The 25,033-nt window shown below is 72.0% G+C and carries 20 protein-coding genes and 1 tRNA gene; 17 read left to right on the top strand and 4 right to left on the bottom strand.

What is annotated here, in order from left to right; genetic code table 11:
- Window positions 1-48 precede the first annotated feature (48 nt).
- Window positions 49-1,209: a uroporphyrinogen-III synthase gene (locus ACZ7GZ_RS05395; RefSeq protein ID WP_471021160.1), complete on the top strand. Its 1,161-nt coding sequence runs from the start codon at window positions 49-51 to the stop codon at window positions 1,207-1,209.
- A gap of 10 nt (window positions 1,210-1,219) precedes the next feature.
- On the opposite strand, the gene ACZ7GZ_RS05390 is transcribed toward ACZ7GZ_RS05395, so the two are convergent.
- Together ACZ7GZ_RS05390 and ACZ7GZ_RS05385 are read right to left on the bottom strand one after the other, a co-directional pair.
- Window positions 1,220-1,726 carry a GNAT family N-acetyltransferase gene (locus ACZ7GZ_RS05390; protein WP_471021158.1) on the bottom strand — a complete coding sequence of 169 codons (507 nt, stop codon included), beginning with the start codon at window positions 1,724-1,726 and terminating at the stop codon, window positions 1,220-1,222.
- Between the two features lie 13 nt (window positions 1,727-1,739).
- Window positions 1,740-2,264: an anthrone oxygenase family protein gene (locus ACZ7GZ_RS05385; protein ID WP_471021156.1), complete on the bottom strand. Its 525-nt coding sequence runs from the start codon at window positions 2,262-2,264 to the stop codon at window positions 1,740-1,742.
- Window positions 2,265-2,425: 161 nt separating this feature from the next.
- On the opposite strand from ACZ7GZ_RS05385, the gene ACZ7GZ_RS05380 reads away from it, so the two are divergent.
- The 6 genes from ACZ7GZ_RS05380 to ACZ7GZ_RS05355 all read left to right on the top strand — a co-directional run bounded on the left by ACZ7GZ_RS05380 (window position 2,426) and on the right by ACZ7GZ_RS05355 (window position 9,560).
- Window positions 2,426-3,028, top strand: a complete 603-nt coding sequence (locus ACZ7GZ_RS05380; RefSeq protein WP_471021154.1) for a CGNR zinc finger domain-containing protein — start codon at window positions 2,426-2,428, stop codon at window positions 3,026-3,028.
- A 218-nt stretch (window positions 3,029-3,246) separates the two neighbouring features.
- Window positions 3,247-3,831 (top strand): sigma-70 family RNA polymerase sigma factor, encoded by a 585-nt coding sequence (locus tag ACZ7GZ_RS05375; RefSeq protein WP_030167252.1) that lies wholly within the window; start codon window positions 3,247-3,249, stop codon window positions 3,829-3,831.
- A gap of 50 nt (window positions 3,832-3,881) precedes the next feature.
- Window positions 3,882-4,664, top strand: a complete 783-nt coding sequence (locus ACZ7GZ_RS05370; protein ID WP_471021153.1) for an anti-sigma factor family protein — start codon at window positions 3,882-3,884, stop codon at window positions 4,662-4,664.
- A 60-nt stretch (window positions 4,665-4,724) separates the two neighbouring features.
- Window positions 4,725-7,076: a HelD family protein gene (locus tag ACZ7GZ_RS05365; protein ID WP_471021150.1), complete on the top strand. Its 2,352-nt coding sequence runs from the start codon at window positions 4,725-4,727 to the stop codon at window positions 7,074-7,076.
- A gap of 388 nt (window positions 7,077-7,464) precedes the next feature.
- Entirely contained in the window at window positions 7,465-8,880 is a 1,416-nt protein-coding gene (locus ACZ7GZ_RS05360) for an NAD-dependent malic enzyme (protein ID WP_471021149.1), read from the top strand.
- Window positions 8,881-9,278: 398 nt separating this feature from the next.
- A complete protein-coding gene (locus tag ACZ7GZ_RS05355; RefSeq protein ID WP_023550134.1) occupies window positions 9,279-9,560 on the top strand; it encodes an HU family DNA-binding protein in 282 nt (93 codons plus the stop codon).
- 189 nt (window positions 9,561-9,749) lie between these two features.
- Here ACZ7GZ_RS05355 and murA read toward each other — a convergent pair whose 3' ends face one another.
- Window positions 9,750-11,090: a UDP-N-acetylglucosamine 1-carboxyvinyltransferase gene (murA, locus tag ACZ7GZ_RS05350; RefSeq protein ID WP_471021147.1), complete on the bottom strand. Its 1,341-nt coding sequence runs from the start codon at window positions 11,088-11,090 to the stop codon at window positions 9,750-9,752.
- A gap of 274 nt (window positions 11,091-11,364) precedes the next feature.
- Here murA and ACZ7GZ_RS05345 point away from each other — a divergent pair, with 274 nt between their 5' ends.
- From ACZ7GZ_RS05345 to ACZ7GZ_RS05310, 8 genes are all read left to right on the top strand, one after another.
- On the top strand, window positions 11,365-11,937 hold the full coding sequence (locus ACZ7GZ_RS05345; RefSeq protein WP_471021145.1) for a YqgE/AlgH family protein: 573 nt from the start codon (window positions 11,365-11,367) through the stop codon (window positions 11,935-11,937).
- 29 nt (window positions 11,938-11,966) lie between these two features.
- Window positions 11,967-12,257 (top strand): DUF3039 domain-containing protein, encoded by a 291-nt coding sequence (locus ACZ7GZ_RS05340; RefSeq protein ID WP_225822918.1) that lies wholly within the window; start codon window positions 11,967-11,969, stop codon window positions 12,255-12,257.
- Window positions 12,258-12,417: 160 nt separating this feature from the next.
- The gene (locus tag ACZ7GZ_RS05335) at window positions 12,418-14,040 is read left to right on the top strand and encodes a beta-N-acetylhexosaminidase (RefSeq protein WP_471021142.1); all 1,623 of its coding nucleotides are present in this window, start codon (window positions 12,418-12,420) and stop codon (window positions 14,038-14,040) included.
- Window positions 14,041-14,297: 257 nt separating this feature from the next.
- Window positions 14,298-15,191: an FAD binding domain-containing protein gene (locus tag ACZ7GZ_RS05330; RefSeq protein ID WP_471021140.1), complete on the top strand. Its 894-nt coding sequence runs from the start codon at window positions 14,298-14,300 to the stop codon at window positions 15,189-15,191.
- Window positions 15,188-17,203, top strand: a complete 2,016-nt coding sequence (locus tag ACZ7GZ_RS05325; RefSeq protein WP_471021138.1) for a (2Fe-2S)-binding protein — start codon at window positions 15,188-15,190, stop codon at window positions 17,201-17,203. Before ACZ7GZ_RS05330 ends, ACZ7GZ_RS05325 begins: the two co-directional genes overlap by 4 nt.
- A complete protein-coding gene (locus ACZ7GZ_RS05320) occupies window positions 17,200-19,509 on the top strand; it encodes a xanthine dehydrogenase family protein molybdopterin-binding subunit (protein WP_471021136.1) in 2,310 nt (769 codons plus the stop codon). Before ACZ7GZ_RS05325 ends, ACZ7GZ_RS05320 begins: the two co-directional genes overlap by 4 nt.
- A complete protein-coding gene (locus ACZ7GZ_RS05315; protein ID WP_450800222.1) occupies window positions 19,506-19,637 on the top strand; it encodes a hypothetical protein in 132 nt (43 codons plus the stop codon). Before ACZ7GZ_RS05320 ends, ACZ7GZ_RS05315 begins: the two co-directional genes overlap by 4 nt.
- A gap of 136 nt (window positions 19,638-19,773) precedes the next feature.
- Entirely contained in the window at window positions 19,774-20,934 is a 1,161-nt protein-coding gene (locus tag ACZ7GZ_RS05310; protein WP_471021134.1) for an SUKH-4 family immunity protein, read from the top strand.
- Window positions 20,935-21,648: 714 nt separating this feature from the next.
- On the opposite strand, the gene ACZ7GZ_RS05305 is transcribed toward ACZ7GZ_RS05310, so the two are convergent.
- Window positions 21,649-21,720 (bottom strand) — tRNA-Cys (locus ACZ7GZ_RS05305).
- Window positions 21,721-22,055: 335 nt separating this feature from the next.
- Here ACZ7GZ_RS05305 and ACZ7GZ_RS05300 point away from each other — a divergent pair.
- Both ACZ7GZ_RS05300 and ACZ7GZ_RS05295 read left to right on the top strand, forming a co-directional pair.
- Entirely contained in the window at window positions 22,056-23,855 is a 1,800-nt protein-coding gene (locus ACZ7GZ_RS05300; RefSeq protein WP_471021132.1) for a DEAD/DEAH box helicase, read from the top strand.
- Between the two features lie 337 nt (window positions 23,856-24,192).
- Complete coding sequence (locus ACZ7GZ_RS05295; protein ID WP_360096040.1) at window positions 24,193-24,834, top strand: IclR family transcriptional regulator; 642 nt, start codon at window positions 24,193-24,195, stop codon at window positions 24,832-24,834.
- Window positions 24,835-25,033: the final 199 nt, after the last annotated feature.

Here is a 25,033-nt window from a genome sequence, read left to right as displayed (position 1 = left end):
CGCGCCGTTGACAGGCTCGATTCGCGTGCCGGTCAGCTAGGAGAGCCCATGTACGACGAAGAGCAGCATCCCGGAGCCCTTGAGCACGGTCCGCTCGCGGGATTCACCGTGGGTGTCACCGCCGCGCGCCGGGCCGACGAGCTGGGCGCCCTGCTCCAGCGGCGCGGTGCCGCCGTCCTGCACGCCCCCGCCCTGCGCATCGTGCCGCTCGCCGACGACGGGGAACTCCTCGCCGCCACGAAGGAGATCATCGACCAGGTGCCGGACGTGGTCGTGGCCACCACGGCGATCGGCTTCCGGGGCTGGATCGAGGCCGCCGACGGCTGGGGCCTCGGCGAGCAGCTGCTCGGGCGGCTGCGCGGCGCGGAGCTGCTGGCCCGGGGCCCCAAGGTCAAGGGAGCGATCCGCGCGGTCGGCCTCACCGAGGAGTGGTCCCCCTGCTCGGAATCCCTGGCCGAGGTCCTGGACCGCCTCCTGGCGGAGGGTGTCGACGGCCGCCGTATAGCCGTACAGCTGCACGGTGAGCCGCTCCCGGGCTTTGTCGAGTCCCTGCGGGCCGGGGGAGCGGAGGTGGTCCCGGTCCCGGTGTACCGCTGGATGCCCCCGGAGGACATCACGCCGCTGGACCGCCTCCTGGACGCGACCGTCTCCCGGTCCCTGGACACGCTCACGTTCACGAGCGCCCCCGCGGCGGTGTCCCTGCTGGAGCGGGCGGAGGCCCGGGGCCTGCTGCCGGACCTGCTGTCGGCGCTCGCCCACGACGTCCTGCCGGCCTGTGTGGGCCCGGTGACCGCCCTCCCCCTCCAGGCACACGGTGTGGACACGATCCAGCCGCAACGCTTCCGCCTGGGCCCCCTCGTCCAGCTCCTCTGCCAGGAGCTCCCGGCCCGCGCCCGCGCCCTGCCGATCGCCGGGCACCGGGTGGAGATCCGCGGCCACGCGGTCCTGGTGGACGGCGCGCTCAAGCCGGTCCCCCCGGCAGGCATGTCGCTGCTGCGGGCCCTGTCCCGTCGCCCCGGCTGGGTCGTCCCCCGGGCGGACCTCCTGCGCGCCCTGCCGGGCGCGGGCCGCGACGAACACGCCGTGGAGACGGCGATGGCCCGCCTCCGCACGGCCCTCGGCGCACCGAAGCTGATCCAGACGGTGGTGAAGCGGGGCTACCGCCTGGCCCTGGACCCGGCGACGGACGCGAAGTACGCGGACGCGTAGCGGCGGCGTATCAGCTCGCCTCGGCTCCCCCCGCGCTGAGCTGGTACCAGATACCCGGCCTGCCCCCGACGTCGGACGGGTCGGCCGGGCCGGTCGGGGTGAAGCCCGCTTTCGTCAGGACCCTCTGGGACGCGGTGTTCTCCAGGGTCGTGGCCGCCCTGACCGTGTGCAGTCCATGGTGTTCCGCCGCCCGTCGGCACAGCTCCCGCACGGTCGCCGTCGCCACCCCGCGGCCGGCGACGTGCCGGGCGACCCGGTAGCCGAGTTCCGCCGTGCCGTCGGTGATGTCGACCAGGTTGAACCTGCCGAGCACCGAGCCGTCCTCGGCGACGAGCACGTAGAACGCGCAGACGCCGGCCTCCTGCTCGGCCAGCAGGGCGTCGTACCGGTCGGTGAACTGCTCGAAGTACGCGTCGCCCCGGTCGGAGACCGACGCGGCGAAGTAGGCGCGGTTCGCCAGCTCGAAGGCCAGGACCGCCGGGGCGTGGTCGGCGTGCAGCCGCTGCAGCTCGGGCATCGCCCGACTGTACTCACACGGAGGGGCGGGCGCGGCCGTACAGCGTCAGTGCCCGGGTCAGGAGGCCCAGTGCCAGTGTCGAGCCCAGTGCCCGCACCACGTTCCACGCCACCCAGGGTCCCTCGAAGTGCTCGCGCAGGGCAGCCGGGGCGCCCTTCGCCGCCAGGGCGTTGTTCAGGGGGACGTTGAAAACCATCGTGATCAGGAAGACCAGGGCGTACGACAGCAGGGCGGCCCACAGCCAGCGGGCGCACGCCGTCCCCCTGAGCTGCCACGCCGACAGAGCCGTCAGCGACAGCGCCCCCATGAAACTCACGAAGAACACCGGGTTCTGGATCACGCTGTTGATGTTCCGCATGACCTCGACGTACGTCCGGTCGTCGCTGCGGGCCAGCGCCGGCATCACCGCGCAGGCGAAGACGTAGAAGACCCCGGCGCTCAGGCCCATGGTGACCGTGGCCGCGATCAGGACGGCGGCCCCTGTCCTTGTCGTCCCTGGATGACTCGTGTTCGTCCCGGTATGCATCGTGTTCGTCATGGGTCCAGCCAACCGGGGCACCCCCGCTCCCGGACATGGCCGAGGCGCGCGCCCGCATGCGTATGCGTCCAGGCCAGCCGGTACGAGGGGTTCCGGCCGGAGCCCGGGGCGGGCACTGTGAAGAGGAGACCCCCGCTTCCTGCCTAGGCGGTGACAGGCACATGGCACTGGGTACGGCCACGCCCCCGTACGAGCTGCGGTTCGACGCCGGACGGATCTGTCTCGATCTCCTCGCGACCACGCACCCGGCCGAACGGCTGGACGGCGTGGAGGCGTTGTGCGCGTGGATCGGCGGGGCCGGGCTGGTGCCGAAGGGGGCGGCGCTCGATCACGTCGATGCCTCCTGGCTCGTCGGGTTCCGCGAACTGCGCGCGCACATCGGGTTGTTGGTGCGAAGCCCCTACGGCGGCTCCCGCGTGCCGGACACGTCGTGTGCGCGGGCGCTCGGACGGGTCAACGAAGCCGCCCGTGCCGCGCCCCCCGCCCTGCGTGCCGTATGCGATGGAGCGGGCGGTCTCATCCGGGAGTTGGCCGATCCGCCGACCTGTGCGGGGCTGCTCGCGCTCGTCGCGCGGGACGCCGTGGAACTGCTCACCGATCCCGTCGCGCGGGCGGCCGTGCGGGAGTGCGAGGGGGACAACTGCCCGCTCGTGTACCTGGACACCTCCCGGGGGCGGCGCCGGCGGTGGTGCTCCAGTGAGGTCTGCGGGAACCGGGAGCGGGTGGCCCGGCACCGGCGGCGGGCCGCGCTCGCGCGGGCGTGATTTCCGTAACACCGGGTTTCGGTGCTCGCTACACGGGAATGTTCCCTCAGCCCCCGGCGATGTGTCGGAAATGTAAAGATCAGCCGGTGGGAATGTGTGCGCATGTCCCGCTCGTCACGTCATCCGGAAGAAAACTGTCACCTCCGTTTGAACGCCGGGCCGCTCCCTTCCGTACGGGTGGGCGAGCGACCGACTGGGGGAACCCCCGGACACCGGAGGTGGGCGTGCGCAAGGATGCGGCCGTGGCCAATGAACGTGGATCGAGGGCCCGACATCGCATGTCCTCACAGCCCTCGGAACCTGACGAGGAGTTGATGCGTGCCCTGTATCGAGAGCACGCCGGACCCTTGCTCGCGTATGTCCTGCGCCTCGTCGCCGGTGACCGACAGCGCGCCGAGGACGTCGTACAGGAAACGCTCATCCGTGCCTGGAAGAACGCCGGTCAGCTCAATCGGGCGACCGGTTCGGTACGCCCCTGGCTGGTGACGGTCGCGCGCCGCATCGTCATCGACGGCCACCGCAGCCGGCAGGCCCGGCCGCAGGAGGTCGATCCGTCGCCGCTGGAGGTCATCCCCGCGGAGGACGAGATCGACAAGGCGCTGTGGCTGATGACGCTGTCGGACGCGCTCGACGACCTGACCCCGGCCCACCGGGAGGTACTCGTCGAGACGTACTTCAAGGGGCGTACGGTCAATGAGGCGGCCGAGACGCTGGGCATTCCCAGCGGAACGGTGCGGTCCCGGGTGTTCTACGCCCTGCGATCGATGAAGCTGGCACTTGAGGAGCGGGGGGTGACGGCGTGATGAGCAGCGGATACGGGGGGATGCAGGGATTCGGGGCAGGTGGTCCGGGTATGTCTGGGCCTATGAGCCCCCCATCGGGATCTTCGGTGCCGAACGAACACGAGACCGTCGGCGCCTACGCCCTCGGGATCCTCGACGACGCCGAGGCAACCGCTTTCGAAGCGCACCTCGCCGGCTGTGAATGGTGCGCTCAGCAGCTGGACGAGCTGGCCGGGATGGAGCCGATGCTGGCCGCGCTCGCGGACCTGCCGGGCTCCGGCAGTACCCCCGCGATCGGCGACTCGCTGTCCGCCAAGCCCAGTCCGCGGCTGGTGGACAAGCTGGTCGACGAGGTCGCCGAGAAGCGCGCCCAGAAGCGCCGGCGCAGCTTCTACATGATCGCGGCCGCGGCCGCCCTGATCATCGCCGGTCCGCTGGCGGCGGTCGCCGTGAACAGCGGATCGGGCGGTGACGGGGGGCAGGTCACCGCCTCCGCCGCGCAGACCACCTTCCGGTCCATGCCGGACAAGAAGTCGGCCACGGACCCGTCGTCCCACGTCAGCGCGACCGTCGGGATGCAACAGAAGGACTGGGGTACCCAGGCCGTCCTGGAGCTGAAGAACGCCACGGGACCGCTGAAGTGCTCCCTGGTGCTCGTGGCGAAGAACGGGCAGCGCGTGACCATGTCGTCGTGGTCGGTGCCGAACTGGGGCTACGGCATCCCGAACGGGAAGACCCCGGAGTCCAGGAAGCCGCTCTACATCGGCGGTGCGGCGGCCTTCAAGCCGAACGAGATCGACCACTTCGAGGTCGTGACCTTCGCGGGCAAGAAGCTGGTGCAAGTGGACTCGTAGCTTCGACGGGCCCCCTTCGCGTACGGTTGACGGCTGCCCAGCACGTCAGAAGGGGGCCCGGTGGCCGCTCAGGTTCAGCAGTCCGCGGTCGGCTCGGTACAGGACGCACACGATTCCGTCCGTGACCGGGAGATCAGCGTCGAACAGGAACACCTGGACCGGGTGTACCGGCGGCTGGAAGAGAAGATCCACGAGGCCGAGTTCCTGATGAACGACGCGGCCAAGCGCGGTCAGGTCGGCACCCCGGGTGCGCTGGCCGAGCGGGACGCGCAGGTCTTCCGGGCCGGCGTCCACCTGAACCGGCTCAACAACGAGTTCGAGGACTTCCTCTTCGGGCGGATCGATCTGCTGCCCGGCAAGGACGGGAAGAAGGGGCCCGACGGGGCCTACACCGCCGTGGAACCCGCCGAAGGCGCCGTGCGGGAGGACAACACCGCCGACATCGCCGAGACCCTGCACATCGGGCGCATCGGCGTCCTCGACCAGGACTACGCGCCGCTGGTCATCGACTGGCGGGCGCCCGCCGCCGCGCCCTTCTACCGCGCCACCCCGGTCGAGCCCGGACGGGTGGTACGACGCCGGGTCATCCGCTCCAAGGGGCGCCGGGTCCTCGGTGTCGAGGACGACCTGATGCGGCCCGAGCTGACCGCCTACCTCGAAGGCCGCGAGCTGCCCGTCATCGGTGACGGCGCCCTCATGGCCGCCCTCGGCCAGGCCCGCAGCCACACCATGCGGGACATCGTCTCCTCCATCCAGGCCGAGCAGGACCTCGTGATCCGCGCTCCCGCCGCCTCCGTCACCTACGTGGAGGGCGGTCCGGGCACCGGCAAGACCGCCGTCGCCCTGCACCGCGCCGCCTACCTGCTCTACCAGGACCGCAGACGCTACGCGGGCGGCATCCTGATCGTCTCGCCGACCCCGCTGCTGGTGGCCTACACCGAGGGCGTGCTGCCCTCGCTCGGCGAGGAGGGCCAGGTCGCGATCCGCGCGATCGGCTCACTCGTCGACGGTGCCGAGGCCACCGTGTACGACTCCCCGTCCGTGGCCCGCGCCAAGGGCTCGTACCGCATGCTGAAGGTGCTGCGGAAGGCCGCCCGGGGCGCGCTGGAGCTCGGGCCCACCGCTCCGGTGCAGGACGAGGACACCGAGCCGCAGACGGTCACCGGGTCGCCGGCCCGCCTCCGCGTCGTCGCCTTCGGGCGCCGTCTGGAGCTGGAGGCGGCCGAGCTGGAACGGGTCCGCCGTACCGCGCTCGGCGGCACCGCGCCCGTCAACCTGCTCCGCCCGCGCGCCCGCAAGCTGCTCCTGGACGCCCTGTGGGCCAAGTCCGGCGGGGCCTCCCGGCACACCGACCCCGAGCTGGCCGCCGAGCTGCGCTCCTCCTTCGACGAGGACGTCACGAGCGAGGACTCCTTCATCGCGTTCCTCGACGCCTGGTGGCCGGAGCTGACGCCGAAGGCGGTGCTCGCCGCGATGGCCGACGAGAAGCGGCTCGGCCGCTGGGCCCGCCGCATCCTCAACCCTGGCGAGATCCGCAAGGTGGCCCGGTCGCTCCAGCGGGACGGCCTCTCGGTGCACGACATCGCCCTGCTGGACGAGCTGCAGGCGGTCCTCGGCGCCCCGGCCCGCCCGAGGAAGCGGCGCGAGCTGGACCCGCTGGACCAGCTCACCGGCCTGGAGGAGCTGATGCCGGTGCGCGAGGAGACCCAGCGGGAGCGGGCCGAGCGGCTCGCGCAGGAGCGCACCGAGTACGCGCACGTCATCGTGGACGAGGCGCAGGACCTCACGCCGATGCAGTGGCGCATGGTCGGCCGCCGCGGCCGGCACGCCACCTGGACGGTCGTCGGCGACCCGGCCCAGTCCTCCTGGTCCGACCCCGACGAGGCGGCCGAGGCCCGCGACGAGGCCCTCGGCACCCGCCCGCGGCGCCGCTTCCAGCTCACCGTGAACTACCGCAACCCGGCCGAGATCGCCGAGCTGGCCGCCAAGGTGCTCGCGCTCGCCATGCCCGGCTCCGAGGCGCCCAGCGCGGTGCGGTCCACCGGGGTCAGGCCGTGCTTCACGGTCGTACGCCGGTCCTTGGCGGCCACGGTGCGCGCCGAGGCCGAGCGGCTGCTGGACCTGGTGGACGGCACGGTCGGCGTGGTCGTCGCCATGAACCGGCGCGAGGAGGCCCGGCGCTGGCTGGCCGGGCTCGGCGACCGGGTGGTGGCGCTCGGCAGCCTGGAGGCCAAGGGGCTGGAGTACGACGCGACCGTGGTCGTGTCCCCGGCGGAGATCGCCGACGAGTCCCCGGCCGGCCTGCGGGTGCTGTACGTGGCGCTGACCCGGGCCACCCAGCAGCTGACGGTGGTGTCGGGGGAGCGGGACGAGCCGGACGCGGCCGGGGTGCCGGATCTGCTGAGAGACTGAGTTTCCTGTGAACTCCCCGCGGGAGGAATGGTCCTCGGCATCCGTTTGTTAGCCTGGATGCGGCACCGGCTCGATCCAAGCCCCCGGGCCCAACCTTCGTCCCTGCGAGGGACCACTTGCCGCGAGGCGAGCATGGCGGGTCGGTGTCATAAGCGTGGGAGGCCCACGTCACGAATGTGACGTGGGCCTCCTTCTTTGCCGCACCTGACCCTTTCACTGTCTGATCGTTTCTCGTATGGTGGAAGTGATTTTCCGAAACTGCGCGACTGACCGTGCGCCTGCTGTGAACAAAACGTCCGCAATGGCGGGCGACTATCACGTACTCACGGGTAGGTGCGACGATCGGACGGCACAACTCGCGACACGGTGAAAGCAGAGGAAGTCGGCCATGGCAACGGCGCCCAGCGTCTCCTACTCGATGACCATCCGGCTGGAGGTGCCCGCGAGCGGAACCGCCGTCTCGCAGCTCACCACCGCCGTGGAGTCCTCCGGAGGCTCGGTGACCGGCCTCGACGTCACCGCGTCCGGACACGAGAAGCTCCGGATCGACGTCACCATCGCGGCCACCTCGACCGCGCACGCCGAGGAGATCGTCGAGAAGCTCCGCGGCATCGAGGGCGTCACGCTGGGCAAGGTCTCCGACCGTACGTTCCTGATGCACCTCGGCGGCAAGATCGAGATGGCGTCGAAACACCCCATCCGCAACCGTGACGACCTCTCCATGGTCTACACGCCCGGTGTGGCCCGCGTCTGCATGGCCATCGCCGAGAACCCCGAGGACGCCCGGCGTCTGACCATCAAGCGCAACTCCGTTGCGGTCGTGACGGACGGTTCCGCCGTGCTCGGCCTCGGCAACATCGGCCCCAAGGCCGCGCTGCCCGTCATGGAGGGCAAGGCGGCCCTGTTCAAGCGCTTCGCCGGCATCGACGCCTGGCCGATCTGCCTGGACACCCAGGACAGCGACGCGATCGTGGAGATCGTCAAGGCGATCGCCCCCGGGTTCGCCGGCATCAACCTCGAGGACATCTCCGCGCCCCGCTGCTTCGAGATCGAGGCCCGGCTGCGCGAGGCCCTCGACATCCCCGTCTTCCACGACGACCAGCACGGCACCGCCATCGTCGTCCTCGCCGCCCTGACCAACGCCCTGCGCGTCACGGACAAGGCCATCGAGAACATCCGGGTCGTCATGTCCGGCGCCGGCGCGGCCGGTACGGCCATCCTCAGGCTGCTGCTCGCGGCGGGCCTGAAGAACGCCGTCGTCGCCGACATCCACGGTGTCGTCCACTCCGGCCGCGAGGACCTGGTGGACGCCCCCGCCGACTCGCCGCTGCGCTGGATCGCCGACAACACCAACCCCGAGGGCCTGACCGGCACCCTGAAGGAAGCCGTGCGCGGCGCCGACGTGTTCATCGGTGTCTCGGCTCCCAACGTGCTGGACGGCGACGACGTGGCCGCCATGGCCGACGGTGCGATCGTGTTCGCGCTCGCGAACCCCGACCCCGAGGTGGACCCGGCAATCGCCCGGCAGACGGCGGCCGTTGTGGCCACCGGCCGCTCCGACTTCCCGAACCAGATCAACAACGTGCTGGTCTTCCCGGGCGTCTTCCGCGGTCTGCTGGACGCCCAGTCCCGCACCGTCAACACCGAGATGATGCTCGCCGCCGCGAAGGCCCTGGCCGACGTGGTGACCGAGGACGAGCTGAACCCGAACTACATCATCCCCAGCGTCTTCAACGACAAGGTCGCGGGTGCGGTCGCCGGAGCCGTCCGCGAGGCCGCGAAGGCGGCCGGGGCGACGGTCTAGCCGCCCGCACCTGGCTCCGGCCGGGCGCCCTCGCGCCCGGCCCGGTGAAGGGAAGGAGGCGGCCGGGCGTCGCCTCGGTGACGGCGTACCGTACTGTGCAAGGGCTGTGAGGATCACCACGGCGGCCCGTGCACCGGCGCGTCGTGGAACCAGCTGATGCCGGGCGCGCTCTAGGGTGACGCCGAGCGGGCGCCTTTCGTGTGACTCCCCAGGGTGTTCTCACGACTCCTACGGGTGCCGGATTGGCTTTACCGCCGCAGGTAGGGGCAGGATGCTCCCCCAGGGACTCCGTCCCCGGGGGCACCCCCACTGGGCGCGAGCGCATCGGCATCGCAGTGCCTCGGGCGGATCCGCCGCGTGGCACACCCCAACGGCAAGAAAAACACGGGAGTAACAACATGAACCGCAGTGAGCTGGTGGCCGCGCTGGCCGACCGCGCCGAGGTGACCCGCAAGGACGCCGACGCCGTGCTGGCCGCGTTCGCCGAGACCGTCGGCGAGATCGTCGCCAAGGGCGACGAGAAGGTCACCATCCCGGGCTTCCTGACCTTCGAGCGCACCCACCGTGCCGCTCGCACCGCGCGCAACCCGCAGACCGGCGAGCCCATCAACATCCCCGCCGGCTACAGCGTGAAGGTCACCGCGGGCTCCAAGCTCAAGGAAGCGGCCAAGGGCAAGTAGGCGGAAGCGCCCGGCTCCGAGCGCCGGTCCACCGGAGCGCCGTTCGACGGGAGTGCCGTGGGTGACTGCGGGCCGGATTGTGGCTGGCCGCGCAGTTCCCCGCGCCCCGTTCGGGGCGCTTTCAGCTGAAGACGCCAAACGGGCGGTCCCCCTTTCGACGGGGGACCGCCCATTTGCCGTTCGTGACGCCTAGCCGAGCGCCTTGCCCGGCAACTCCACCTTCGCGCCGAGCTCCACGAGCTTCTCCATGAAGTTCTCGTAGCCGCGGTTGATGAGCTCGATGCCGTGGACGCGGGACGTGCCCTCGGCGGCCAGGGCCGCGATCAGGTACGAGAAGCCGCCGCGCAGGTCGGGGATGACCAGGTCGGCGCCCTGGAGCCGGGTGGGGCCGGAGACGACCGCGGAGTGCAGGAAGTTGCGCTGGCCGAAGCGGCAGTCGGAACCGCCCAGGCACTCGCGGTAGAGCTGGATGTGCGCGCCCATCTGGTTGAGGGCGGAGGTGAAGCCGAGGCGGGACTCGTAGACCGTCTCGTGGATGATGGACAGGCCCGTGGCCTGCGTGAGGGCCACCACCAGCGGCTGCTGCCAGTCGGTCTGGAAACCGGGGTGCACGTCCGTCTCCAGCGCGATGGACTTCAACTGGCCGCCGGGATGCCAGAAACGGATGCCCTCGTCGTCGATCTCGAAGGCACCGCCCACCTTCCGGTAGGTGTTCAGGAACGTCATCATCGAGCGCTGCTGGGCGCCGCGGACGTAGATGTTGCCGTTGGTCGCGAGGGCCGCGGACGCCCAGGAAGCGGCCTCCAGGCGGTCCGACAGGGCGCGGTGGGTGTAGCCGCCGAGCTTGTCCACACCGGTGATGCGGATCGTGCGGTCGGTGTCCATCGCGATGATCGCGCCCATCTTCTGCAGCACGCAGATGAGGTCCTCGATCTCCGGCTCGACGGCCGCGTTGGACAACTCGGTTACGCCCTCGGCGAGTACGGCCGTCAGCAGCACCTGCTCGGTCGCGCCGACGGACGGGTACGGCAGCCGGATCTTCGTGCCGCGCAGCCGCTGCGGGGCCTCCAGGTACTGCCCGTCCGCGCGCTTCTCGATGGTCGCGCCGAACTGCCGCAGCACGTCGAAGTGGAAGTCGATGGGCCGGCCGCCGATGTCACAGCCGCCGAGGCCCGGGATGAAGGCGTGGCCGAGACGGTGCAGGAGAGGGCCGCAGAAGAGGATCGGGATACGGCTCGACCCCGCGTGGGCATCGATGTCAGCCACGTTGGCGCTCTCGACGTGCGTCGGGTCGAGCACCAGCTCGCCGGGCTCGTCACCCGGACGGACCGTCACCCCGTGCAGCTGGAGCAGACCGCGGACGACCCGCACGTCACGGATGTCGGGAACGTTGCGCAGTCGGCTCGGTGCGCTGCCCAGCAGGGCGGCGACCATGGCCTTCGGTACGAGGTTCTTCGCACCGCGGACACGGATCTCGCCCTCCAGCGGGGTTCCGCCGTGGACAAGGAGGACATCGTCGTTGACGGTCATGTATCTCGCGTTCCGATGAGTTGGGCAGGGGCCGGCCGATCACTGTGCGCAGAGGCCGGGAAGACAGGGTAATCGCCGATTACCCCCCTCCCGTAAGTCCGAGTACCACCCAGGCACGTCATAGCTGTGTCACAACACGAACCGTTCCCTTTCGGGCACATGGGGTCACCGCCCGGGTGTGCGCCCGGGGCGCTTCCGTGCTCCCTGAGCTGCGTTCACTCCCGGACCCCGATTGGCTCCCCACCGAAGGGGAAGATGCGGGATCATGTCTGGCATGACCGAGGTGTCCTCGCTCACAGGGCGGCTGCTCGTGGCCACACCCGCCCTGGCGGACCCGAACTTCGACCGCGCGGTGGTGCTCCTTCTCGACCACGACGAGGAGGGTTCCCTCGGCGTCGTCCTCAACCGCCCCACCCCGGTGGACGTGGGTGACATCCTGGAGGGCTGGGCCGACCTCGCCGGCGAGCCCGGTGTCGTCTTCCAGGGCGGCCCCGTCTCGCTCGACTCGGCACTCGGCGTCGCGGTCATCCCGGGCGGTGCGAACGTCGACCTGGCCCCGCTCGGCTGGCGCCGGGTGCACGGCGCGATCGGCCTGGTCGACCTGGAGGCCCCGCCCGAGCTGCTCGCCGCGGCCCTCGGCTCCCTGAGGATCTTCGCCGGATACTCCGGCTGGGGCCCCGGTCAGCTGGAGGACGAGCTGGTCGAGGGCGCCTGGTACGTGGTCGAGTCGGAGCCCGGGGACGTCTCCTCTCCGGCCCCGGAAAGGCTCTGGCGCGAGGTCCTGCGCCGCCAGCGCAACGAGCTGGCGATGGTGGCGACGTACCCGGACGACCCTTCGCTCAACTGATGCGTGTGAGCTTCAGTACCCTTGGCGATATGAGCACTCTTGAGCCCGAGCGCGGGACTGGTACGGGGACCCTCGTAGAGCCGACGCCACAGGTGTCCCACGGCGACGGCGACCACGAGCGCTTCGCCCACTACGTCCAGAAGGACAAGATCATGGCGAGCGCCCTCGACGGCACCCCCGTCGTGGCGCTGTGCGGCAAGGTCTGGGTGCCGGGCCGCGACCCGAAGAAGTACCCCGTGTGCCCCATGTGCAAGGAGATCTACGAGTCCATGGGCAGCGGCGGCGAGGACAAGGGCGGCAAGGGCGGCGACAAGAAGTAGCCCGCCTGGCGGTCTGCCCGCCGGCTGAGTTTTCGCGGGGCCCCCGGGGCGCGCGTGCGACACGCGCACCCCGGGGGTCTTCGTGTTGTCCGGTCACGAAGTGGTTCAGACCACGCCGACGTCTGGCCTCGGTACGGGGCGGAGCGGTAAAGGACTGAACATGACGGATGTGATTCCGGCGCCGCGCGCCATCGAGGGACCGATGGGCTGCGGCGTCCCGCTGGACGACGACACCACGCTGTGGGCGGCCCCGGGCACGGAGACCACGGAGCGCTGGCTGCGCACCACGCTCGGTGCCGCTCTGGGGCTGCCGCTGCGGCCCGGCCCCGAGAACGCCCGTGGCTGTGTACGGCTGCTCCTGGACGACTCGCTGGAGGCGGAGGCCTACCGCCTGAGCGTGGTCGCCGGCCGGGGCGTGGAGATCCGCGGCGGTGATGCGGCCGGCGTCTTCTGGGGTGCGCAGACCCTGCGTCAGCTCCTCGGCCCCGAGGCCTTCCGGCGCGCCCCCGTACGCCCCGGCCGCACGGTCGGCGTCCCCCACCAGACCATCGAGGACGGGCCCCGTTTCCGCTGGCGCGGCCTCCTCCTCGACGTGGCCCGGCACTTCATGCCCAAGGAAGGCGTGCTGCGCTATCTGGACCTGATGGCCGCGCACAAACTCAACGTCTTCCACTTCCACCTGACGGACGACCAGGGCTGGCGGCTGGAGATCAGGCGCCACCCGAGGCTGACGGAGATCGCCTCGTGGCGGTCGCGGACGAAATTCGGCCACCTGGCCTCGCCGCTGTGGGAGGAGAAGCCGCACGGGGGCTACTACACCCAGGACGACATCCGGGAGATCGTCGCCTACGCCACCGAGCGGCATATCACCGTCGTCCCGGAAATCGACGTACCGGGCCACTCGCAGGCCGCCGTCGCCGCGTACCCGGAACTCGGCAACACCGACGTCATCGACACCACCGCCCTCTCCGTGTGGGACACCTGGGGGATCTCCTCCAACGTACTGGCCCCCACTGACAACACCCTGCGTTTCTACGAGGGAGTGTTCGAGGAGGTCCTGGAACTGTTCCCTTCGCAGTTCGTCCACGTCGGCGGGGACGAGTGCCGAAAGGAACAGTGGAGCGAGTCGGTGACGGCCAGGAGCCGGATCGCGGACCTCGGTCTCGGCGGCGAGGACGAGCTGCAGTCGTGGTTCATCGGGCACTTCGACGCGTGGCTGTCCGCGCGCGGGCGCCGGCTCATCGGCTGGGACGAGATCCTGGAGGGCGGGCTCGCCAAGGGGGCCGCGGTGTCGTCCTGGCGCGGTTACGGCGGCGGGATCGCGGCCGCGCGGGCCGGCCACGACGTCGTCATGTGCCCGGAGCAGTACGTGTATCTGGACCACCGTCAGGCCCCGGGCGAGGACGAGCCGGTGCCGATCGGGTACGTGCGCACCCTGGAGGACGTCTACCGGTTCGAACCCGTTCCGCCCGGGCTCACCGAGGAGGAGGCCCGGCATGTGCTGGGCACTCAGGCCAACGTCTGGACCGAGGTGATGGAGGACGTCGCGCGCGTGGACTACCAGACGTTTCCCCGGCTCGCGGCCTTCGCCGAGGTGGCCTGGAGCCGGCTGCCGGCCCCCGCGGAACGGGACTTCGCCGGCTTCGAACGCCGGATGGCCGCCCATTACGCGCGGCTCGACGCCCTCGGGGTCGCTTATCGGCCGCCCGCCGGGCCCCGGCCGTGGCAGAAACGCCCCGGCGTCCCGGGTCGCCCGAAAGAGGGGCCGCCGCCGAACATGTGACCACCCCGAACACGTGACCGTTGCGAACAAGGAATGGAAAACCACGTCAAGAGTCACCGAAGAGTGTCAATCGGTGCGCACCGGTGATGCCGTGCGAAAACGGACCATCTCCGTGGTGAGGTGGGCGAATGCCTCCTAGCGGACCCCCGCGTTCGGCTGTTGCGAAGATGTGCCAGAGTTGCCACGTCCGCCCTGTGAGCACGTACCGTACGGCCACACAGGTGGGACCAGTGGGGCAGCGGGAAGGGGCAGCCGGTTTGACCACGCACGCACCGCAGGCGGCGCAGGCCGTCACGCTGCCCACGACGCTGGACGAGGCGGTGGCGGCCCTCGCCGAGATGCCCACCGCGGTCCCCGTCGCGGGCGGCACCGATCTCATGGCCGCCGTCAACTCCGGTCAGCTCAGGCCCGCCGCCCTGGTGGGTCTCGGGCGGATCAGCGAGATCCGCGGCTGGCAGTACCTGGACGGCCACGCGCTGCTCGGCGCTGGCCTCACCCACGCACGTATGGGCCGACCCGACTTCGCGGCCCTGATCCCGGCGCTCGCCGCCGCCGCGCGCGCCGCGGGCCCGCCGCACATCCGCAACGCGGGCACCCTCGGCGGCAACATCGCCTCGGCCGCACCCACCGGGGACGCGCTGCCGGTCCTCGCCGCCCTGGAAGCGACACTGATCATCGCGGGCCCGGGCGGAGCCCGCCGGGAGATCCCGGTGTCGCACCTGCTGGCCGGCATGGAGATGCTGCGCGGCGGCGAACTCATCGGCTACGTGCGCGTGCCGCTGCTGCACGCCCCGCAGGTCTTCCTGAAGGCCACCGGACGCACCGGCCCGGGCCGCGCGCTGGCTTCCGTGGCCCTCGTCCTCGACCCCGCCCGGCGCGGAGTGCGGTGCGCCGTCGGTGCCATAGCGCCGATGCCGCTGCGGCCCCTGGAGGCCGAGCAGTGGGTCGCCCAGCTGATCGACTGGGACAACGACCGCGCGCTCGTCCCGGAGGCCCTGAACGCCTTCGGCGAGTACGTCGCCGCGGCCTGCATCCCGGACCCGGCACCGGAGCCGGACGGCTCGGTCGCCCCGCTTCCGCCCGCCGTACTGCACCTGCGGCGCACCGTCGCCGCACTGGCCCGACGAGCACTGGGGAGGGCGCTGTCGTGACCGACGACCAGCACGGAGAGGGCACGCACCAGGGCGGCGGACGGTGGGACCCGCTGCCCCAGGGCGACTACGACGACGGCGCCACCGCCTTCGTCAAACTCCCCGAGGGCGGCATCGACGCCCTGCTGTCCGGCGACAGCCCGCTGGCCGCGCCCGGCCACGGCTATGTGCCGCCGCGGATAACGGTCGCCCCCGGCACCGGGGACCCCGGCGCGGCCGGCCCCTGGACCGCCCCCGCGGGCGGTGCCGAGTGGCCCGACCCGAACGCCACGCCCCAGGTGCCCGCCGCGGACGACCGGTTCTCCTACCAGCCCGGCGCGACCCAGCACTGGACCTTCGACGAGTCCGCGGCCCCGGCCGCGCCCGGCCACGACGTCACCGGACAGTGGTCCATCCCGGTGGCCGGCGGGGATCTTCCGGACGAGTCGGGGGAGTTCACCACGTCCGCCCTGGTCGAGCAGTGGGGCGGCACCCCGCCGGCCACGCTGCCCGGCGGCGCGCCCGCGCCGTGGGCGACGCAGGACACGGGCCGCCCCTGGGACCGGCCCGCGGACACCGGCCACACCGACCTGCCCGACCACACCGACGCACATCCCGCGGGCGCTCCGGCCGAGCCCGCACCGGGCGGCGCGCCGGCGCAGGGGTACGCGCCGGACGAGCAGGCGTACGCGCCCGACGGGCGCTACGGGCACGGCCCGGCCGGCCACGAGGAGGCCGGACGGGCAGCGTCCGGCCGGCCGGACGCCCAGCCCGGCGCCGGACACGAGCAGGCCGCCCGGACGGGCACCGGGCCCGTGGAGGGGGCCCAGCAGCACGCCGGGGCCGGCCACCCGGGTGACGTCGCCCGGCAGCTCCGCGCCGGTCACTCCGGTGAGTTCCCGGCGCCTGGCGAGTCCGGTCGCCCCGGCGGGTTCGCCGAGCCCGCCCCGCCCTCGGAACAGCCTGCCGCTGCGCAGACGGTGCCGGGCACGGACGGACAGGCCCCCGAGGAGACCCCTGAGCGCCCCGCTGGCGGCCCCGCGGGCCACGACCCGACCTCGGCTCCGGCCGACGCCCCGCAGGCCGCCACGGCCCCCGTCACGCCCGCCACGCCGGACGCCCCGGCGACCGCCGACCCGGCGGCCCCGGAGACCCCCGGCGAGGCAGCCGTGGCAACCGAACCGGCGGTACCGGAAGCCGACGACACGCCCGAAGGCGCCGTAGAGGCCACCGGTGACGACCCGGCCCCCGAGACCGAGGAACACGCGCCGCCCCTCCCGCCGAACGACGACCACCCGCTCGCCTCCTACGTCCTGCGCGTCAACGGCGCCGACCGTCCCGTCACCGACGCCTGGATCGGCGAGTCGCTGCTGTACGTCCTGCGGGAGCGGCTCGGTCTCGCCGGCGCCAAGGACGGCTGCTCGCAGGGCGAGTGCGGGGCCTGCAACCTGCAGGTCGACGGCCGGCTGGTGGCCTCCTGCCTGGTCCCGGCGGTCACCGCGGCCGGCAGCGAGGTGCGCACGGTCGAGGGCCTCGCCGTCGACGGACAGCCCTCCGACGTACAGCGCGCGCTCGCCCGGTGCGGCGCCGTGCAGTGCGGCTTCTGCGTGCCCGGCATGGCGATGACCCTGCACGACCTGCTGGAGGGCAACCCCGCGCCGACCGAGCTGGAGACCCGGCAGGCGCTGTGCGGCAACCTGTGCCGCTGCTCCGGCTACCGGGGCGTCCTCCAGGCCGTCGAGGAGGTCGTCGCCGAACGCGAGGCGTCGCACGCCGCCGACGCCGAGACGAACGCGGGCGAGGCCCGTATCCCCCATCAGGCGGGCCCCGGTGCCGGCGGTGTCAACCCGTCGGCGTTCGAGGCGCCGGGCGCGTTCGACACGCCGCACGCCGCTCCCGGCGGCTACGGCGACGCACCGGATCCGTACGACGCCCCGGATCCGTACGGCGCCCCGGACCCGTACGGCACGCCGCCGCACGGCACGCCGGGCCCGCACGACCAGCACTACGGCCAGGACGGAGGCCAGGCGTGAGCAACGAAGCCGCCACGGCGACCACCGCCGCGGAAGCGGCCTCCGAGGCCGAGTCGTGGCCGCACGGCATCGGCGCCTCCCTGCCGCACGCCGACGCCCGCGCCAAGACCGAGGGCACGTTCCCGTACGCGGCCGACCTGTGGGCCGAAGGCCTGCTGTGGGCGGCCGTCCTGCGCTCCCCGCACGCGCACGCGCGCATCGTGTCCATCGACACCAGCCACGCGCGCGAGATGCCCGGCGTCCGGGCCGTCGTCACCCACGAGGACGTGCCCGGAACCCCCCGGCACGGCCGGGGCACGCCCGACCGGCCGGTGTTCGCCTCCGAGGTCGTGCGGCACCACGGCGAACCCATCGCGGCCGTGGCCGCCGACCACCCGGACACCGCGCGGATGGCCGCCGCCGCCGTCATCGTCGAGTACGAAGTACTCGACCCGGTCACCGACCCCGAGCAGGCCTTCGAGGCCGAGCCGCTGCACCCCGACGGCAATCTGATCCGGCACATCCCGCTGCACCACGGCGACCCGTCGGCCGTCGGCGAGGTCGTCGTGGAGGGCCAGTACCGCATAGGGCGCCAGGACCCGGCCCCGATCGGCGCCGAGGCCGGCCTCGCCGTGCCGCGGCCCGACGGCGGCGTGGAGCTGTACCTGGCCTCCACCGACCCGCACGCCGACCGCAACACCGCCGCGGCCTGCTACGGCCTGTCCCCGGATCGGGTGAAGATCGTCGTCACCGGGGTGCCGGGCGCCACCGCCGACCGCGAGGACCAGGGCTTCCAGCTCCCACTCGGTCTGCTCGCCCTGAAGACCGGCTGCCCGGTGAAGCTCACGGCGACCCGCGAGGAGTCCTTCCTCGGCCACGCCCACCGCCATCCGACGCTGCTCCGGTACCGCCACCACGCGGACGCCGAGGGCAGGCTGGTGAAGGTGGAGGCGCAGATCCTGCTGGACGGCGGCGCGTACGCCGACACCTCCTCCGACGCGCTGGCCGCCGCCGTCTCCTTCGCGTGCGGCCCGTACGTCGTCCCGAACGCCTTCATCGAGGGCTGGGCCGTACGCACCAACAACCCGCCCTCCGGCCATGTGCGCGGCGAGGGCGCGATGCAGGTGTGCGCCGCCTACGAGGCGCAGATGGACAAGCTGGCCAAGAAGCTGGGTCTGGACCCGGCCGAGCTGCGCCTGCGCAACGTCCTGGCGACGGGGGACGTCCTCCCGATCGGCCAGACGGTGACCTGCCCCGCCCCGGTGGCCGAACTCCTGCAGGCGGTCCGGGACTTCCCGCTGCCCGCCCTGCCCAAGGACAGTCCCGAGGAGGAGTGGCTGCTGCCCGGCGGCCCCGAGGGCGCGGGTGAACCGGGCGCGGTGCGCCGGGGCGTCGGCTACGGCCTGGGCATGGTGCACATGCTCGGCGCGGAGGGCGCCGACGAGGTGTCCACGGCGACGGTCAAGGTCCACGACGGCGTGGCGACCGTCCTCTGCGCCGCCGTCGAGACGGGCCAGGGCTTCACCACGCTCGCCCGGCAGATCGTCCAGGAGACCCTCGGCATCGAGGAGGTCCACGTGGCGCCGGTCGACACCGACCAGCCGCCGGCCGGCGCGGGCTGCCGGGGCCGGCACACCTGGGTGTCGGGCGGCGCGGTGGAGCGGGCGGCGAAGATGGTCCGCACGCAGCTGCTGCAACCCCTCGCGCACAAGTTCGGCATGTCCACCGAACTGCTGCAGATCACCGACGGCAAGATCACCTCGTACGACGGCGTGCTCTCGACGACCGTCACCGAGGCGATGGACGGCAAGGAGCTGTGGGCCACCGCCCAGTGCCGCCCGCACCCCACCGAGCCGCTGAACGCCTCCGGGCAGGGCGACGCCTTCGTGGGCCTCGCGTTCTGCGCGATCCGCGCGGTGGTGGACGTCGATATCGAGCTCGGCTCGGTCCGCGTGGTGGAGCTGGCGGTCGCCCAGGACGTGGGCCGGATCCTCAACCCGACGCAGCTGGCCGCCCGGATCGAGGCGGGCGTCACCCAGGGCGTGGGCATCGCGCTCACGGAGAACCTCCGTACGCCCCGCGGTCTGATCCGCCACCCCGACCTGACCGGATACGCCCTTCCGACCGCCCTGGACGCACCGGACATCCAGATCGTCAAACTGGTCGAGGAGCGGGACGTGGTCGCCCCCTTCGGAGCCAAGTCCGTCAGCGCGGTCCCGGTCGTGACGGCACCGGCCGCGATCGCCTCCGCCGTCCGCGCGGCCACCGGCCGCCCGGTCAACCGCCTCCCGATCCGCCCGCAGGCAGCGGTGGTGACGACCCAGTGAGCACCCCGGAGACCCCCGACGAGCCCCGCTACGAACCCCCGCCGAGCGTCGGCAAGTTGTTCCTGTGGATCCTGCTGTTCCTCGTCGCGGCGCTGGCCGTGGTCCTGGGCGGCATCTACTTCACGTGACGCAACGGACCCGGGTCGCCCGACGTCCTTCCTGGTGAGGGCCGTTGTCAGTGGGGCGGCGTAGTGTGCTGAGCGGTGGGGGCAACGGCACTCACGGACTCACGGTGCACCGTACGGGGAAGATCGCGGGGGAGCGATGGGCACGACCGACGCCGGGACCACGGCGATCACGCTGACCGAGGCGGAGCTGGACCGCTATGTCACCCACGCGCCGACGCGCGGCCTGCTCAGCGGCACCGGCCTGCCCGCGGACACCGACCTGCTGACCTTCTCCCCGCTGCGCACGCACGGCCTGCGCACGCTCGCCGACGCCGCGGAGGGCCCGTTCCGTGTGGCGGACGAGCTGCGCGACCGGCTGGTGATAGGCGAACTGCTCAACCCGGCGGGCATGGAGCGCGAGTCCATCCTGCTCGACGGCGGCACCGGCGAGCTGACGACGGCGTACCTCTTCGACCCGCCCGCCCCGCGCCCCTTCGCGCCCTCCCTCGCCACCCTGCTGCGCTTCGCCGCGGTCACGGAGGAACTGGCCGGCCTGCGCGGCCGTTTCGCCTCCCTGGCGGGCCAGTACGGCCCCGGTACGGCGGCCGAGGCGACCCGCCGGCTGCTCACCCTCTTCCAGGAGGGCGCGGGCGGCGAGGTCCCGCCGTACTGGAAGGCGGCGGCCCTGATCCGCCCCCTCGCCCTCGCCGCGGGCCCCGGCACGGCCTCCGGGCTCACCCTGGACGCCCCCGCCCGCCTGCTGGACCAGGAGTTCGGGCACGGCAGGGTGGTGCGCTTCGAGGAGGTCGACTTCCCCGTGACACTCACGCACGAGCCGACCCGGCGCTTCCTGCGTGAGACCGGGCTGCCGGAGGAGGCGGTCCTCTTCCACGCCGACACGGACGTCCCGCTGCCCACGCTCAGGGAGTACGTCACCGAGGAGTACCCGGGCGACTGCCTCCTGGGCGAACTCCCGGCCCACGCCGACCACTTGGTCCACCTCGGCCGCCTGGCCGGGGACCACAGCCTGGTGGTCGACGGCAGAACGGGTGCGGTCCTGACCTACAGCGAGACGGATACGACGCTCCACCCGCTCAACACCGACGTCTCCACCCTCGCCTTCACGCTCTGGCTCCTGCACCACGAGCGCACCATCGACGAGCACCTGGGCAACGAACTGACCACAGACGCCTACGACCAGCTCGCCGCCGCCATGATCCACACCCTGTCGGCGATCGACCCCACAGGCGTGTCGCCCGACAGGGACTGGCACTACTGGACAGAGGTCTTCCAGGACGAAGCGGGCTGGGCGCTCTGACGCGATCCCGCGTACGGGTGGCGCAGTCGGCCCCAGGCAGCGGCTGACCGGGTGGTCCGCTGACTCACCTGAATGCCCGTCGCGGCGAGAGTGGCCCGGCGTCGGCGTAGACAATCGTCTCAGCTCCGAACCCACGTCACACCGCCTCGCGGACCAGGGGAGAAGACAATGGCCGGACCGAGGACGAGGCCCAGGACGGGCCCGACCACATCGATGCCCACCGGACGTTCGCCCTGGCGATAAGCCCGTACACCCAGACGGGAAAGGTCGACTCGACCTTCTACAGCACCGCCTCCATGGTCCGGACGATCGGACTGTTCACCGGAATCGGCCCGCTCACCCAGTTCGACGACTATTCCACGCCACTGAGTCCGTCCTTCACCGACAAGCCTGTCCACCGGCCCTATTCGGTGATCAGACCGACCTACCCCATGAACCGCCTCAACCCCCCCACGCGCCAAGCTCCGGCCAGCAGGAGGCACATGAGGACAGTGGGCTACGCCCCTTTGGCCCCGCATGCATCGGTTGCCGCTTCCTGCGGCAATATCAACGCAGCTGCTGGAAAGCAACGGGACCATTCTGCCCTCGGCCGCGAATGACGCAGAGGTGACGGGGAAATCCTGCTGGATTACGACGGTGAGCCTGTCGTCGAATTCGTAAAGGTGCAGGGAGCTCTGGTAGTCCCGAAATCCGATTTTCCTGGTCGGACAGTAGAGGCCGTGGCGGGATTCGAACCCACGTAACTCGCTTTGCAGGCGAGCCCCTCAACCACTCGGGCACACGGCCGTGTTCGTGGAATGACGGTAGGACGCGGCCGAGGGGCCGTTCAAGGGGCACCCGGGTGCTGCAACGGGACTGCCACACGCCGTTCATGAAGCCGCTGAGGACCCTACGCCGGCGAGGACGAGCGCCCTGGAGCCCCCGGGCGCCGCCGTTGTGGACGAGGTCCCCGGGAGCGACGGTGCCGTGGGGGCCCGAGGTGCCCGCTGCGGCGGCTGTGACCTCGGTCCCACCCGTGGGCGACCCGGGCTCGTCCGGGCGTGGGCGCAAGGGCGGCGCCGGTAGGGTGGCCCGGTTGTCATACGTAGCCGAGCCGCCCGACCCCAAGACATACGGAGACCGTGACTACCACCGCCGCTTCCTCCGCTCACTCCCACCACCTCTCGCCCGCCTTCCCGGGCCGCGCGCCCTGGGGTACCGCCAGCAAGCTGCGTGCCTGGCAGCAGGGGGCGATGGAGAAGTACATCCAGGAGCAGCCGCGTGACTTCCTCGCCGTCGCCACGCCCGGCGCCGGCAAGACCACCTTCGCGCTGACGCTCGCCTCCTGGCTGCTGCACCACCACGTCGTGCAGCAGGTGACCGTGGTCGCGCCGACCGAGCACCTGAAGAAGCAGTGGGCCGAGGCGGCGGGCCGGATAGGGATCAAGCTCGACCCCGAGTACAGCGCGGGCCCGCTCGGCAGGGAGTACGACGGCGTCGCGGTCACCTACGCCGGTGTCGGCGTGCGGCCGATGCTGCACCGCAACCGGGTCGAGCAGCGCAAGACGCTCGTCATCCTCGACGAGATCCACCACGCCGGTGACTCCAAGTCCTGGGGCGAGGCCTGCCTGGAGGCGTTCGAGCCCGCCACGCGCCGGCTCGCGCTGACCGGTACGCCGTTCCGCTCCGACACCAACCCCATCCCCTTCGTGACGTACGAGGAGGACAACGCCGGCATCCGGCGCTCCGCCGCCGACTACACGTACGGGTACGGCAACGCCCTCGCCGACCACGTCGTCCGGCCGGTCATCTTCCTCTCCTACAGCGGCAACATGCGCTGGCGCACCAAGGCCGGTGACGAGGTCGCCGCCCGGCTCGGCGAGCCGATGACCAAGGACGCGGTCAGCCAGGCCTGGCGCACGGCGCTCGACCCGCGCGGCGAGTGGATGCCGAGCGTGCTGCGCGCCGCCGACCAGCGGCTGACCGAGGTCCGCAAGGCCATCCCGGACGCCGGGGCCCTCGTCATCGCCTCCGACCAGGACTCCGCCCGCGCCTACGCCAAGCTCATCCGCGAGATCACGGGGACGAAGGCGACGCTCGTACTGTCCGACGACGCCGGCGCCTCGAAGCGGATCGACGAGTTCAGCGAGAGCGACGACCGGTGGATGGTCGCGGTGCGCATGGTGTCCGAGGGCGTCGACGTGCCCCGGCTCGCGGTGGGCGTGTACGCGACGACGATCTCGACCCCGCTCTTCTTCGCGCAGGCCGTCGGCCGTTTCGTACGGTCCCGGCGGCGCGGCGAGACCGCGTCCGTGTTCCTGCCGACCGTGCCCGACCTGCTGACCTTCGCAGGCGAGATGGAGAAGGAGCGCGACCACGCCCTCGACAAGCCCAAGAAGGAGGGCGAGGAGGACCCGTACGCCGAATCCGAGAAGGAGATGGAGGAGGCGAACAAGCAGCAGGACGAGGACACCGGCGAGCAGGACATGCTGCCCTTCGAGGCGCTGGAGTCCGACGCCGTCTTCGACCGGGTGCTGTACGACGGCGCCGAGTTCGGCATGCAGGCGCACCCGGGGAGCGAGGAGGAGCAGGACTACCTCGGTATCCCGGGGCTCCTCGAACCCGAGCAGGTGCAGTTGCTGCTGCAGAAGCGGCAGGCCCGGCAGATCGCGCACAGCCGGAAGAAGCCGGACACCGAGGCCGACCTGCTGGAGCTGCCCGCCGAGCGGCGGCCGGTGGTCACGCACAAGGAGATGATGGAGCTGCGCAAGCAGCTGAACACGATGGTCGGCGCGTATGTGCACCAGAGTGGGAAGCCGCACGGTGTGATCCACACCGAGCTGCGCAGGGTGTGCGGGGGGCCGCCCAGTGCCGAGGCCACGGCGGGGCAGCTGCGGCAGCGGATCGCCAAGGTGCAGGAGTGGGCGACCCGGATGAGGTGACGCGCCGCCGGGTTCGGGGCGTCGCCCGGACCCCCAGGGACTGGCGCGTGTCAGTTCCTGGGGCCTGTGCGTTTCCGGACGAATGGCGGCAGGCCGGATCTGGGCTTGACCGGATTCTGGACTGAGACTTCCGCTCAGCGAACCTGCTTCGCTACTGTCCCGCTACGCACACGCCCCGTGGCAGCGCCGCCGCGGAGCGCAGCCGTGAAGCGACATGGCCCGGAGCCGCCGGACTGTCCTGCCGATCGGCGGCCTCTGAGGCGCGTCGCCGACGGGACTCGGTGACGCATCCGCCGCTCAGGGGACCGCCGGCCTCACCACCGAAGGAGTGGGCGTCGTGACCGCGGAGACCTCTCAGACGCTCGACCGGGGACTGCGCGTCCTCAAGCTGCTGGCCGACACCGACCACGGGCTGACCGTCACCGAACTGTCCACGAAACTGGGCGTGAACCGTACCGTGGTGTACCGGTTGCTCGCCACGCTGGAACAACACGCGCTCGTACGGCGTGACTTGGGCGGCCGGGCCCGGGTGGGCCTCGGGGTGCTGCGGCTCGGCCGGCAGGTGCATCCGCTGGTGCGGGAGGCCGCGCTGCCCGCGCTGCGGGCGCTGGCGGAGGACATAGGCGCGACGGCGCACCTGACGCTGGTGGACGGGACGGAGGCGCTGGCCGTCGCCGTGGTCGAACCGACGTGGACCGACTATCACGTGGCGTACCGGGCCGGGTTCCGGCATCCGCTGGACCGGGGGGCGGCGGGCAGGGCGATCCTGTCGGCTCGGCAGTCGCCGTCCGTGGACCCCGGGTACACCCTCACGCACGGTGAGCTGGAGGCCGGGGCGAGCGGGGCCGCGGCGCCGCTGGTCGGGGTAACGGGGGTCGAGGGCAGTGTGGGTGTCGTGATGCTGGCGGACTCCGTGCCGGAGCGGGTGGGGCCGAGGGTGGTGGAGGCGGCGCGGGAGGTCGCCGAAGCGCTGCGCTGACGCGCGTCCGGCGCCGGGCGCACCGAGCGGCGCGAACGGTTGCCCTGTGCCGCGGCTGCGCCGGGGGCTGGTGCGCTCCCCGGCGCCGGTGCCCTCGGAGCCGGCGGTGCTGCGGCTCCCCAGGGGTGCGGAGAACCGCGCGAGCGGCCACGACGATCTGCACCCGGCAACGAACCCCCCTTTGACTATCCGGCCAATC

The organism is Streptomyces sp. NPDC037288 (assembly GCF_055603265.1).
This window is presented reverse-complemented; position numbering and strand designations above follow the sequence as displayed.